Source organism: Stappia stellulata (assembly GCF_020176715.1).
Classification (GTDB): domain Bacteria; phylum Pseudomonadota; class Alphaproteobacteria; order Rhizobiales; family Stappiaceae; genus Stappia.
Map to the genome: position 1 here is coordinate 567863 of NZ_JAIVMF010000001.1, position 12982 is coordinate 580844.

The 12982-nt window shown below is 64.1% G+C and carries 12 protein-coding genes; 3 read left to right on the forward strand and 9 right to left on the reverse strand.

The features are described from left to right. Positions 1-3 precede the first annotated feature (3 nt). Positions 4-774 (reverse strand): SDR family NAD(P)-dependent oxidoreductase, encoded by a 771-nt coding sequence (locus tag LC092_RS02580; RefSeq protein ID WP_224804737.1) that lies wholly within the window; start codon positions 772-774, stop codon positions 4-6. Between the two features lie 180 nt (positions 775-954). Between LC092_RS02580 and LC092_RS02585 the strand changes: the two genes are divergently transcribed. Next, positions 955-3294, forward strand: coding sequence for a bifunctional salicylyl-CoA 5-hydroxylase/oxidoreductase (locus LC092_RS02585; RefSeq protein WP_224804739.1), 2340 nt, complete (start codon positions 955-957; stop codon positions 3292-3294). Positions 3295-3396: 102 nt separating this feature from the next. Continuing rightward, on the forward strand, positions 3397-3870 hold the full coding sequence (locus LC092_RS02590) for a DUF1203 domain-containing protein (protein WP_224804741.1): 474 nt from the start codon (positions 3397-3399) through the stop codon (positions 3868-3870). A 13-nt stretch (positions 3871-3883) separates the two neighbouring features. Here the strand turns inward: LC092_RS02590 and LC092_RS02595 are convergent, their stop codons facing one another. From LC092_RS02595 to LC092_RS02605, 3 genes are all read right to left on the reverse strand, one after another. Continuing rightward, positions 3884-4030, reverse strand: coding sequence for a hypothetical protein (locus tag LC092_RS02595; protein ID WP_224804743.1), 147 nt, complete (start codon positions 4028-4030; stop codon positions 3884-3886). Positions 4031-4206: 176 nt separating this feature from the next. Further along, the gene (gene ilvD / locus LC092_RS02600) at positions 4207-6051 is read right to left on the reverse strand and encodes a dihydroxy-acid dehydratase (protein WP_224804746.1); all 1845 of its coding nucleotides are present in this window, start codon (positions 6049-6051) and stop codon (positions 4207-4209) included. A 103-nt stretch (positions 6052-6154) separates the two neighbouring features. After that, a complete protein-coding gene (locus tag LC092_RS02605) occupies positions 6155-7108 on the reverse strand; it encodes a hypothetical protein (protein WP_224804748.1) in 954 nt (317 codons plus the stop codon). A gap of 95 nt (positions 7109-7203) precedes the next feature. Between LC092_RS02605 and LC092_RS02610 the strand changes: the two genes are divergently transcribed. Continuing rightward, entirely contained in the window at positions 7204-7578 is a 375-nt protein-coding gene (locus LC092_RS02610; protein ID WP_224804750.1) for a hypothetical protein, read from the forward strand. Positions 7579-7638: 60 nt separating this feature from the next. On the opposite strand, the gene LC092_RS02615 is transcribed toward LC092_RS02610, so the two are convergent. The 5 genes from LC092_RS02615 to LC092_RS02635 all read right to left on the reverse strand — a co-directional run bounded on the left by LC092_RS02615 (position 7639) and on the right by LC092_RS02635 (position 12900). After that, positions 7639-9345: an ABC transporter substrate-binding protein gene (locus tag LC092_RS02615; protein ID WP_224804752.1), complete on the reverse strand. Its 1707-nt coding sequence runs from the start codon at positions 9343-9345 to the stop codon at positions 7639-7641. A gap of 206 nt (positions 9346-9551) precedes the next feature. After that, positions 9552-10262, reverse strand: a complete 711-nt coding sequence (locus LC092_RS02620; RefSeq protein WP_224804754.1) for an ABC transporter ATP-binding protein — start codon at positions 10260-10262, stop codon at positions 9552-9554. Then, on the reverse strand, positions 10259-11014 hold the full coding sequence (locus tag LC092_RS02625) for an ABC transporter ATP-binding protein (protein ID WP_224804756.1): 756 nt from the start codon (positions 11012-11014) through the stop codon (positions 10259-10261). The genes LC092_RS02620 and LC092_RS02625 overlap by 4 nt, the downstream gene beginning before the upstream one ends. Then, positions 11007-11972: a branched-chain amino acid ABC transporter permease gene (locus LC092_RS02630; RefSeq protein ID WP_224804758.1), complete on the reverse strand. Its 966-nt coding sequence runs from the start codon at positions 11970-11972 to the stop codon at positions 11007-11009. Before LC092_RS02630 ends, LC092_RS02625 begins: the two co-directional genes overlap by 8 nt. Positions 11973-11976: 4 nt before the next feature. Continuing rightward, positions 11977-12900, reverse strand: coding sequence for a branched-chain amino acid ABC transporter permease (locus LC092_RS02635; RefSeq protein ID WP_224804760.1), 924 nt, complete (start codon positions 12898-12900; stop codon positions 11977-11979). Positions 12901-12982: the final 82 nt, after the last annotated feature.

Consider the following 12982-nt stretch of genomic DNA (forward strand, 5'->3'; position numbering starts at 1 on the left):
GCCTCACATCACTTCGCCGCCGGCAACCGCCAGCGACTGGCCGGTGACCGACCGCGCACCGTCGCCGGTGAGCCAAAACACGCAATCGGCCACTTCCTGCGGATCGATCAGGCGTTTCTGGGGATTGTCGCGCACCATGTCGGCGACGATGTCCGCCTCCTCGCGCCCGGTCTTCTCGCGAATTCTCGCAACGCTCTCGCGGACAAGGTCGGTGTCGGCAAACCCCGGACAGACCGCATTGACGGTCACCCCGGTTTCCGCCGTTTCCAGCGCCAGCGCCTTGGTCAGACCGACCACCGCATGTTTCGCCGCAACATAGGCGGAGACATAGCGATAGCCCTTGAGGCCGGCGGTGGAGGCGATGTTGACGATCCGGCCCGTTCCGGCCGCGATCATGCCGGGCAGCACCGCATGGCAGGCCGTCACCACACTGTCCAGATTGACCGAGAGCATCCGCTGGAACTGCTCGGGCGGGGTCTTGAGGAAGGGAGCGCTTTCGGCAGCCCCGGCATTGTTGATCAGGATCGACACGCCGCCGTGGCGCTCTTCCGCCGCGCGGATCGCCTCGCTCAAGCCGTCCCGGTCGGTCACATCCGCCGAGACGAAGCCGGCTGCGCCAAGGGTCTTGGCGACCTGTTCGGCGCGGGTCGCATTGCGCCCGAGAATCGTGACGAGCGCGCCTTCGGCGACGAGGCGCTTTGCAATCGCCACGCCGATACCGCGGCCTCCCCCGGTCACAAGCGCATGACGGCCGTGCAGCGGTCCCTGTGTCATGAGATGCGACTCCTTTGATGCCTGCGCCGGCCGGCTCAATCCGTTTCACCTAACGTCCACGTAAGGGAAACAACGACCATTGCGCCCCGAATTATTTTAAGTTTAAAATATCTCCAGCACGGACGCAAGCGCCAGCTCCCGGTGAAATGGGTCGGCCGGCGCACAAGGAGAGGAACGGTCATGCGTATCGAGGTAATCGGCGGCGGCCCGGCGGGCCTGTATTTCGCGATCCTGATGAAAAAGGCGCGGCCGGACACACGCATCACGGTGCACGAGCGCAACAAGGCGGACGACACATTCGGCTTCGGCGTGGTGTTTTCCGACCAGACGCTGGAGACCTTCGAGCGCTACGACGCGGAGAGCTACCGGGCGATCACCGAGAATTTCGCCTATTGGGACGACATCGCCATCCACTACAAGGATGACGTCTTCCGCATCGGCGGCAACGGGTTCTGCGGCTGTTCGCGCCGCACCCTCTTGCTGCTCCTCCAGGAGCGCGCAAGCCAGCTCGGCATCGAGATGCACTTCGAGGCGGACATCAAGGGCATCGAGCAGTTCGCCGATGCGGACCTGATCATCGCCGCCGACGGCATCAATTCCGCCGTGCGCGAAGCGCATCGCGACCACTTCCAGCCGAGCGTCGACCTGCGTCCCAACAAGTTCACCTGGATGGGCTCGACCAAGCCGCTCGACGCCTTCACCTTCTATTTCAAGGAAACCGAGCACGGCATCTTCATCGCCCACACCTACCAGTATGAGCCGGGCCTCTCGACCTGGGTGCTGGAGACCGACCCGGAGACCTTCGACAAGGCCGGTCTGGAACACATGAGCGAGCAGGAGTCCGCGACCTTCCTGGAAGGCGTCTTCGCGGAGGAACTCGACGGCCACAAGCTCAAGATCAACCGCTCGATGTGGCGCAACTTCCCGATGATCCGCAACGCCCGCACGACGATGGACAATGTCGTGCTGCTGGGCGACGCCAAGTCGACGGCGCATTTTTCCATCGGCTCGGGCACCAAGCTCGCCATGGAAGACGCCATCGCGCTTTATGAAAGCGTGATGCGCACCGCCGACGTGCCGGCCGCCCTTGCCGACTTCGAGGACACCCGCCGCGAGGAAGTGGAAAAGACCCAGCACGCCGCCGACGTGTCGCTGGTGTGGTTCGAGCACGTCAAGCGCTACTGGCACATGGATCCGGTCACCTTCGCCTTCGGCGTGATGACCCGCTCCAAGGCGATCACCTACGACAATCTCGACCTGCGCGCGCCCGATTTCGTCGCCAAGGCGACCCGCGCCTTCGCGGAAAAGGTCAAGGCGTCGGGCTTCGACGTCGACACGCAGGATCCCGTCGTTCCGGCGTTCCAGCCCTACCGCCTTCGCGACATGACGCTTGCCAACCGCTTCGTCGTCTCGCCGATGTGCATGTATTCCGCCGTCGACGGCGTCCCGCAGGACTTCCATCTCGTGCATTACGGCTCGCGCGCCATGGGCGGGGCGGGTCTGGTCTTTACCGAGATGACCTGCGTCTCGCCGACGGCCCGCATCACGCCGGGCTGTGCCGGCATCTGGAGCGACGAACAGGAAGCGGCCTGGAAGCGGATCGTCGATTTCGCACATTCCCAGTCGGAAGCGAAGATCTGTCTGCAGATCGGTCACGCGGGCCGCAAGGGCGCCTCGAAGCTGATGTGGGAGGGCATGGACCGTCCGCTTCCGGCTGAAGAAGCCTGGCCGATCCTATCCGCCTCGCCCCTTCCCTATTATCCCGAAAGCCAGACGCCCAAGGCGATGGACCGGGCCGACATGGACACGGTGAAGGCGGACTTCGTCGCCGCCGCGCAGCGCGGCGCGCGCGCCGGCTTCGACATGCTGGAGCTGCATTGCGCCCACGGCTATCTGCTGGCGAGCTTCCTGTCGCCGATCACCAACACGCGTACCGACGACTACGGCGGATCGCTGGAAAACCGCCTGCGCTTCCCGCTGGAGGTGTTTACGGCAGTGCGTGCGGCCTGGCCCGACGACAAGCCGATGTCGGTGCGCGTCTCGGCGACCGACTGGATCGAGGGCGGGATTACCGGCGACGACAGCGTTGTTATCGCCAAGGCCTTTGCCGAAGCCGGCGTCGACCTGATCGACGTCTCCACCGGACAGACCAGTCCCGACAGCGCGCCGGTCTACGGACGCATGTTCCAGACGTCCTACGCCGACCAGATCCGCAACGAGAGCGGCATCGCGACCATGGCAGTGGGGGCAATCACCTCGGCGGACCAGGCGAACACGATCCTGGCGGCGGGCCGCGCGGACCTCATCGCGCTCGGCCGGCCGCATCTCGCCGACCCCGCCTTCACGCTGAGGGCTGCCGGCGACTACGGCTTCGGCGACATTTTCGCGCCGAAACAGTATCAGCCGGGCAAGTTCCAGTTGCTCAGGAATGCGGAGCGGGAGCGCGAAGAGCTGAAGGAACTCAAGCTCAAGGCCAAGCCGAAGACCCACAATCCGGCCTTCCGGGAGGCAGCGGAGTAATCCGCCGCCAATCCGGCGCGGGACCGCTCGCAAATCGGGTCGCCCACGCCCCACCCATACGGCTATCCGTCTGGTGCACTCATTGCCAGACGGAGGCAGACCATGGCCGCACTTCGATTTCTCGCACTCGATACCGACACCGTCCGCCGCTATCAGGCGGGCGGTCCCGATGCCAACGGCCAGACGCCGGAGAGGGCGACTTCCAGCGGCGGAGGCCTCCCCTGCCGGCACTGCCTGAGGCAGATACCCGAAGGCGCGCCTTACCTGATCCTCGCCCACCGGCCGTTCCCCCAAGCCCAGCCCTATGCGGAGATCGGCCCGATCTTCCTGTGCGCTGAGCCCTGCGAACGACATCCGGACAGCGACACGCTACCGGATATGTTCGCCGGGATGGACAGGCTGATCATGCGCGGCTACGGCCATGACCAGCGGATCGTCTATGGCACCGGGGACGTGGTCGACACGTCGCAGATCGAGGCGCGCGCCGAGGCCTTGCTTGCACGCGACGACATCGCCTTTGTGCATCTGCGCTCGGCCCGCAACAATTGCTACCAGGGCCGCATCGAGCGGGCGTAAGGGAGGTCGCGCCTTACTTGGTCTCGACAGAGATACCTTCTTCGCCGACCTGGATGTTGATACCCGAGGCCTGCTGCTGGTCCTGATAGACCTTGTAGCCCAACACACCCGCCGCGACGGCGAGAACGACAATAATCAGATACAGCCCGTTCCGTTTCACCCGAAAGTCCTTCCTTCAATGCCGGGCCTCGCGTGGGCTCCGGTCCGCCGACGGTACTGCCCCCTCGCGCCCAAGGCAAAGACGGCTTTCGCGCCATACACGGCAATCGCACAAGAAAACGGGCGACCAGAGGCCGCCCGTTTCCGGATCATGATTGAAATAATGTGCGCGGGATCTCAGTCGACGCGGCGCACGGCCCCTTCCGCCGCCGAGGTCGTCAGCAGCGCATAGGCCTTGAGTGCCGTCGTGATCTTGCGGGTGCGCTTTTCCTCGGGCTTCCAGGCATTCGGGCCCTTGGCTTCCATCCCGGCGCGCCGGCTGGCCATCTCCTCGTCGGAAATCGCCAGATTGATCGTGCGGTTGGGAATGTCGATCTCAAGCGTATCGCCTTCCCGCGCCAGACCGATCGCCCCGCCCTCCGCCGCTTCCGGCGAAACGTGGCCGATGGAAAGGCCCGAGGTGCCGCCGGAGAAGCGACCGTCGGTGACAAGCGCGCAGGACTTTCCGAGACCCTTGGATTTCAGATAGCTCGTCGGATAGAGCATTTCCTGCATGCCGGGTCCGCCGCGCGGGCCCTCGTAGCGGATCAGCACCACGTCGCCGGCTTCCACCTTGTTGGTCAGGATCGCGCTGACGGCGCTGTCCTGGCTCTCGAAGATGCGCACCCGGCCGGTGAACTTCAGGATCGAATCATCGACGCCCGCGGTCTTCACGATGCAGCCGTCGAGCGCGATGTTGCCGTAGAGCACCGCCAGGCCGCCGTCCTGCGAGAAGGCATGCTCCTTCGCGCGGATCACGCCGTTTTCGCGGTCGTCGTCGACGCTGTCGTAGCGGCAATCCTGCGAAAACGCCGTCTGCGAGGGAATGCCGGCAGGACCTGCGCGGAAAAAGTCGCGCGCGGTCTGGCTGTCGGTGCGCTTGATGTCCCACTGATCGAGCGCGTGCTTGACGCTTTCGCTGTGCACCATCGGCAGCGAGGTGTCGATCAGCCCGGCCCGGTCGAGTTCGCCCAGGATGCCCATGATGCCGCCGGCGCGGTGAATGTCTTCCATGTGCACGTCGGGCACCGACGGCGCGACCTTGCACAGCACCGGCACCTTGCGCGACAGCTTGTCGATGTCGGACATGGTGAAATCGACCTCGCCCTCGCGGGCGGCGGCGAGCAGGTGCAGCACCGTGTTGGTCGAGCCGCCCATGGCAATGTCGAGCGACATGGCGTTGTGGAACGCCTGACGGTTGGCGATGTTGCGCGGCAGCACGCTTTCGTCGTTCTGCTCGTAGTAGCGCTTGGCAAGATCCACGATCAGGTGCCCCGCCTCGACGAAGAGACGCCGACGGTCGGCATGGGTCGCGAGCGTCGAACCGTTGCCCGGCAGCGACAGGCCAAGGGCCTCGGTCAGGCAGTTCATGGAGTTCGCCGTGAACATGCCCGAGCATGATCCGCAGGTCGGACAGGCGGAACGCTCGATCGCCGCGACATCCTCGTCCGACATGTTGTCGTCGGCGGCCGCGACCATGGCGTCGACCAGATCCAGCGCCCGCTCGGTGCCGTCGGCGAGCCGGACCTTGCCGGCCTCCATCGGTCCGCCGGAGACGAAGACGGCCGGGATGTTCAACCGCATCGCGGCGCTCAGCATGCCCGGCGTGATCTTGTCGCAGTTGGAAATGCAGACCATCGCGTCGGCGCAATGGGCATTGACCATATATTCCACGCTGTCGGAGATAATCTCGCGCGAGGGCAGCGAATAGAGCATGCCGTCGTGGCCCATGGCGATGCCGTCATCGACCGCGATGGTGTTGAACTCCTTGGCGACGCCGCCGGCGGCCTCGATCTCGCGCGCGACAAGCTGGCCAAGGTCCTTCAGGTGCACGTGACCCGGCACGAACTGGGTAAAGGAGTTCACCACCGCGATGATCGGCTTGCCGAAATCGCCGTCCTTCATGCCGGTCGCGCGCCACAGGCCGCGCGCGCCCGCCATGTTGCGTCCATGGGTGGTGGTTCTAGAGCGGTAGGTCGGCATGCTCGCCCCTGTCGGTTCGTATGACTATTAGTGGAAGTGACGAGTAAATTGTCACCTGCCGAAACGCAAGTGAAAGCGCGGTGAGAACGGCAATGCCACCCGCTCAGGGATGCAATGCGTCCCTCCGCGGCTCATGCAGCCTGGTCAGATAGCCGGGAAGCTGATCGCACGCGTCGTCGCGGTAGGGAAGCAGATGCACCGCATCGTCCAACGAGTTTTCGTCGAAGACCCGGTTGATGCGCTCGATCCGCGCGCGGACTTCCTCATCCCATAGGTCCGTTAGCGGTTCGAATTTATCGACCGCCCCGATCCCCAACGCCTCGCCAAGGCGAACGAGATAAATGCCCTGGTCGGGAAAGTACTTGAGACTTTTCAGTTGAGCGTCGACCCGAAGAAGAAATTCCAAGGCGCCGGCATGATGGTGACACGCGGCAAGGTGCTTGAGGACGAACGTCGCGCTGAAGAGACGATTGTCGTCCAACTCGACGGAACGGGTCGCGGTCGCACGACCGATACCGATGAAATATTGCGCCGTGTGGACGTCGACTTCGTCCGCCCACTCTTCGGTCAGCCTTTGCGCCTCCGCAACGAGGGGCTCGACAATGCGGAGCGCCTGACAATACGAAAACGCACGCGAGTAGATGGGGAATATCGCCTTGCGAAACAGTGGACCGATATCCGTTTCAGCAAGGGCCAGCCTCAACTCCGGATACAAATGCTTGTAGGCGGCCAACTCGATCTCAGCGACCTCGCCACACTCCCTGTTTGTCACAGCAACATGCAGCCGCTGGCGTGCATCCGGGCTCAACGCCTCGGAGACCTGTTTTTCAAGAAACGGAAGCCAAGGGCTCCGAACCCGAAACCAGTCCCGCCCGTCGTCCCGCGAGAGCGCGAGCCCTCCCGTGGTGAACGTTCGATACTCTCGAACATCGCGCATGAAGACTTCTGCATCGAAAGGCTCGGCGTGGGCTGAAGGAGAGGGAGAAAATAGCAAGCAAACAAAGACTAGAACAGCCTTCAGCGCCCAGGAGTGAAGAAAAAATCCCTTCATTTTCATATACTTTCTTGCATTCAAACGACTTTATTCGCCATCAAAAAATAGAGCTAGTCTGGATGACCTCAATTAAATTTGGCAAAAATGAGGATTTTCGAATGCATGACCGCAAACGGGTTCAGACGTCTCTCCAGATCGCAGCATTCGGCGAAGCGCCCGAAAAACGAATGTCCCTGACACCGCATGACTTCAATCTTCGGAACCATTGTCGCTCGCTGCGAACAGAAATAGCCGGCGAGCAATCCAATCTTCGAAAGCTCGAAACCGAGCGCGACGCCTTAAACCGGGAATGGCTCGAAATCACAAATGAACGTCGAAATGGCGCCACCGGAGATCGCCTGGAGTTTATCAAAGCCGAAAAATCCCGCTTAAAGCAGCGCGCGGGTATGGCCGAAACCCTCATCTACCGAGCCAACGAGCGTCTTAAGGCCCTGAAGAACGACTGGGAAATCAGCGGCTGCGATTCGCTGTGAACCGCCCGCTCCCGGAACCGCCTGACGGACCGCTTCGGTGCGGCCCGTCAGGCATCCGCATCAGCTTTCGACCCAGGTGGCGTTGAGCACATGGTACTTCGACGGATGCGCCGGGAAGCCATGCACCTTGTCCGCTGTCATCGTGTAGATCGGCCGCCACAGCGGCTGTACGATGGCGCCGCTGTCCTGCAGCAGCCGCTCGACCGTCTCCATCTTCTGCCGACGTTCGTCGGGATCGAAGATCGCCTCTGCCGCGTCCAGGGCGGCGTCGAAGTCCGGGTTGGAGAAGCGGCTCTCATTCCACGGCACGCCGGAACGATAGGCCTGCGACAGCACCATGGTGCCGAGCGGACGATGCGCCCAGGACGTCGCGCCGAACGGCGTTTCGGTCCACACCTCCCAATATTTCGTCGCCGGCATCAGGTTCACGGTCAGGCGAATACCGGCGTCGGCCATCTGGTCGCGCATCGCCTCGCACACGGTTTGCTGCCACACGCCGTCGGTATTGCCGACGTCGATGGTAAGGTCGATTCCGTCCGCATATCCGGCCTCCGCAAGGAGCGCCTTTGCCCCGTCCACATCGCGCATCGTCTTCGGCAGGTCGAAATACTCCGGATGCACCGGCGACACGTGATGGTTCTCGCCCGTCTGTGCATCGTCGGCAAAAACAATGGCCGCGATCTCCACATTGTCGATCGACAATTGCACAGCCTTGCGCACCCTCACATCGTCGAAAGGTGCCGTGTCCATGCGCATCCGACACACGAGACAATAGGCCGTCTCCACCGGCAGGATCTTTCCGGGGAAGCTCTCGGCCAGCGGCTTTTGCTCCGGGCCAAATTCAAAGATCGCATCGACGTCGCCGCCGGCCAGCGCGAGCAACTGGTTGTCGACGCTGAAGTCGTAGTAGTGGATCTCGTCAAGCAGCACGTCTCCGCCCCAATAGGCGAAGGCTTCGCCATCGGCGCGGGTGGTCATCCGCTCCAGGATACAGCGTTCGCCGACGACCAACTCCTTGAGCGTGTAGGCGCCCGTGCCGATCGGATTGTCCGACCACGGCGCGGTGAACGACGGATGCACGATGGGGCAGGAGAAATTGCTGAAGTCCTCCGGAACCGACAAGACGGGCTTGGCGAGGTTCAGGCGCAGCGTCAACGGATCGACCACCTCGACGGCGCCCGCGATGGGACGGCGCACCGGCGTCCCGTCCTCCTCCCGCTCGCCGGTTTCCTCCACCAGCGCGCTGAAGGTCGACAGGCCGATGTTGGCGGATCCGAGCGTGGCGTCGAGCCAGCGCCGCACGTTCCAGGCAACGTCCTCGGCGGTGAAGGGATCGCCATTGTGCCAGGTCACGCCCTCGCGAAAGGTGATCACCCAGGTCTTGAGATCGTCGGAGGGCGACCACCCGGCGGCGAGCATCGGCCGGGTGATGTTGTCAGCGCCCGTCAGCGCGACATAGTCGAGCACCTGGCGAGCCTGATTGGCCATCTCCCCCCAGGAAAACAGCGCCGGATCGTCCATCTTCTGCACGCCCATGCCGATGCGCAGGACCCCGCCACGCGTGGCCTCGGCATCGACGGCGGGAAACGGCGAATCGGCGAGCGTGTTCGCCTGCGCGGGCGCCGAAAGGCCGGCGAGCCCGTAGGCACTTGCCGCTCCGAGGCCGAAAAGCGCGGCAAGGCGAACAAACTGGCGCCGGTCAAGACCGCCCTGCTCCATCTGACGGCGAGCGCGTTCCACGAGACGATGATTGGGGCCTGAAGTCATTGCGTATCGCCCTTTGCGGCTGATTGCAGATCGTGCCTTCGCACCCTGACGGGACGGGCGCTCGTGCCTTTTGCACGTGACGTGATCGAGAATTTGTGAGGGACCGACCCTAACCGGAATTGGAACGTCCGGATATGACGAATGAACGACTTCGCACCGCCCTCATGACAAGAACGCAAGAGAACTTTCAACGCCTCGACGTGCGCTCAAACGCTCAGGTAGCGTTCGCGAATGGTGGCGTCGGCCGACAGTTCCGCGGATGTCCCCGACCAGACGACTTGCCCCTTCTCCACCACGACATGGGCATCGGCGAGCTTTTCCAGCGCATCGACATTCTTGTCGACGACGAGGATCGACTGTCCCTCGCCCTTGAGGCGTTCCAGGCAGGCCCAGATCTCTGCGCGCACCAGCGGCGCAAGGCCTTCGGTCGCCTCGTCCAGGATCAGCAGCTTGGGGTTGGTCATCAGCGCGCGGCCGATGGCGAGCATCTGCTGCTCGCCGCCCGACAGCTGGTTGCCCATGTTCTGCCGACGCTCGCGCAGGCGCGGGAAGAACTCATAGACCCGCTCCAGCGACCAGCCGGGCGTCGCCCCGTGCCGATTGGCGCTGGTGGCGATCAGGTTTTCCTCAACGCTCAGGGTCGGGAAGATCTGCCGACCCTCCGGCACCAGCCCGAGGCCGGCCTGCGCGACCCGATAGGACGGGCGCCCCGTCACGTCCTCGCCGTCGAAGACGATGCGCCCGCCGTCGGCGGCAATCATGCCGAGCAGCGCGCGGATCGTAGTCGTCTTGCCCATGCCGTTGCGGCCCATGAGCGTGACGACCTTGCCGGCGGGCACGGAAAACTCCATCCCGAAAAGAACCTTCGCCGCCCCGTAGGAGGCTTCCAGCCCGGACACTTCGAGCAGCATCGTCATGCCACCGCCTCCTCGCCGAGATAGGCCTCGCGCACGCGTGGATTGTCGCGGATTTCCTCCGGCGTTCCGGTGGCGACGATCTCGCCGTAGACCAGAACGGAGATCCGGTCGGCCAGCGCGAAGACGGCACTCATGTCGTGTTCCACCAGAAGCATCGCGTAGCGCCCCTTGAGCGCGCGCAGGACCTCGACCAGACGGTCGGTTTCCTCGCGCCCGGTGCCGGCCATCGGCTCGTCGAGAAGCAGGAGCTTCGGCTCGCAGGCCATGGCGATGGCAAGCTCCAGCGCGCGTTTCTCGCCATGCGACAGCGTGCCGGCGGGCACCTCCGCGCGGGCCTCCAGGCCGAGTTCAGCCAGACAGGCGTCGGCGCGGGCATTGAGATCCGCGTCGCGCGACACGTTGCGCCAGAAACGGAAGGAATGCCCCTCGCGCGCCTGCAGCGCCAGCGCCACGTTCTCGCGCGCGGTGAAGGCGGGAAGGATCTCGGTGATCTGGAACGAGCGCAGCAGGCCCGCATGGGCGCGCGCATGCATCGGCAAGGCGGTGACATCCCGGCCGTCGAAACGGATGCGACCGCTGTCGGGGGCGAGCGAGCCGGAGATCTGGCCGATCAGCGTGGTCTTGCCGGCGCCGTTCGGGCCGATCACCGCGTGGATCTCGCCGGGCCGAACGTCAAGGCTGACGTGGCTTGTGACCTTAAGCGCGCCATAGGCCTTGCAGAGATCGTCGAGCGCAAGGATCGGTTCAGCCATTCTTGCGCCCTCCCGGCAGCAGCGAAATCAGGCCGCCGCGCCCGAACAGCACGACGAGCACGAGGAAGGGGCCGAAAATCAGCCGCCAGTGCTCGGTGAAGTGGGACAGCACCTCCTCCAGCACCAGAAAGCTCGCAGCCCCAACGATCGCGCCAAGCAGCGACCCGAGACCGCCGAGCACCACCATGACGATGAGTTCGCCCGAACGGTGCCAGGACATATAGGCGGGCGAGACGAATTCGGCCGCGTTGGCCAGAAGCGCCCCGGCAAGCCCCGCCATCATGCCGGCAATGACATAGGCGATGAGCCGGTAGGCGTAAGGATCGATACCGATGGCGCGCAGGCGCATTTCACTTTGCTTGGCACCCTGCAGCACCCGTCCGAAGCGCGAGGCGACGATCATGCGCGCCAGCAGATAGCAGGTCAGCAGGCATCCGAGCACGACATAGTAGAACACCGTGCGGTCGCCGAGCGCGGTGGAGCCCAGGATCTCGGTGCGCCCCCACATCGTCAGCCCGTCGTCGCCGCCATAGGCGGACAGCGAGGTTGCCGTGTAATAGGCCATCTGCCCGAAGGCGAGCGTGATCATGATGAAATAGACCCCGCGCGTCTTCAGGCTGATCGCCCCGGTTACCAGCGCGAAAAGGCCGCAGACGGCCAGCGTGACCGGCAACGAGACGGTGACATCCCAGATGCCGTGCTCGGCCAGGATGGCGACGCAATAGGCACCGAGGCCGAGATAGGCGGCGTGGCCGAAGCTCACCATCGCGCCATAGCCGAGGATCAGCGACAGGCTGACGGCGGCGATGGCGAAGACCATGATGCGGATGGTGAAGAAGACGACGAAGGTATCGCCCATCGCATCGGCGAGGATGGGGAGCCCGGCGAAGAGCGCGAAGACGATCAACGCACCGATCAGTTCGCGCGACAGGCGGGCGGGAGCGGATTGTGTGGACATGAGGTTAGCCACCCCGCACGGGAAAGAGGCCGGTCGGCCGGAAGAACAGCACGCCCGCCATCAGGATATAGATCAGCATGGAGGCGATGGCCGGGCCGACGTCATTGGCAGCGGAGGGCGAAAGCAGCAGCTTGGCGATGTCGGTTGCAAAGCCCCGGCCCAGCGTGTCGACCAGCCCGACGATGAGCGCTGCCAGGAACGCGCCGCGGATCGAGCCGATGCCGCCGATGACGATCACGACGAAGGCGAGGATCAGCAGATTGTCGCCCATCCCCGGTTCCACCACCAGGATGGGGGCTGCGAGAATGCCGGCGAAGCCCGCGAGCATGGTGCCGAAGCCGAAGACCAGCATGAACAGGCGGCGGATATCGACGCCAAGGGCAGAGACCATCGGCGCATTGGTCGCGCCGGCGCGCACCAGCATGCCCGCGCGGGTCTTGCTGACGAGCACATAGAGAAGGGCTGCGACCGCTAGACCGGCGACGATCAGGGCGATCCGGTAGACCGGGTAAAGCAAGCCGTCCATGATTTCGATGGAACCGGAGAGAAGATCGGGCATGGGCAGCGTCAGCGGCGCCGCGCCCCAGATCACCTTCACCGCCTCGTTCAGAAACAGAATCACGCCGAAGGTCGCCAGCACCTGATCGAGATGATCCCGGTCGTAGAGATGTCGGAAGATCAGGGCCTCAAGCAGAAGGCCGACGACCAGCGCGCCGACGAGCGCAATCAGCATCGCGCCCCAGAAGGTGCCGGTGATGGCGTAGCCCGCGACCGCCAGATAGGCGCCGAGCATATATTGGACGCCATGGGCAAGATTGATGAAATCCATCACGCCGAAGACGAGCGTCAGTCCGGCGGCGATCAGAAACAGCAGGATGCCAAGCTGCAGGCCATTCAGCGTCTGGACGGCAAAAAGGGTGGCGCTCAACGGTCCGACCTCGTCGGTTGCGCATGACTGCGGAGGCGATGGGAGTGCAGACGGTCCGGGCGCGGGGCCCGGACCGAAGGAC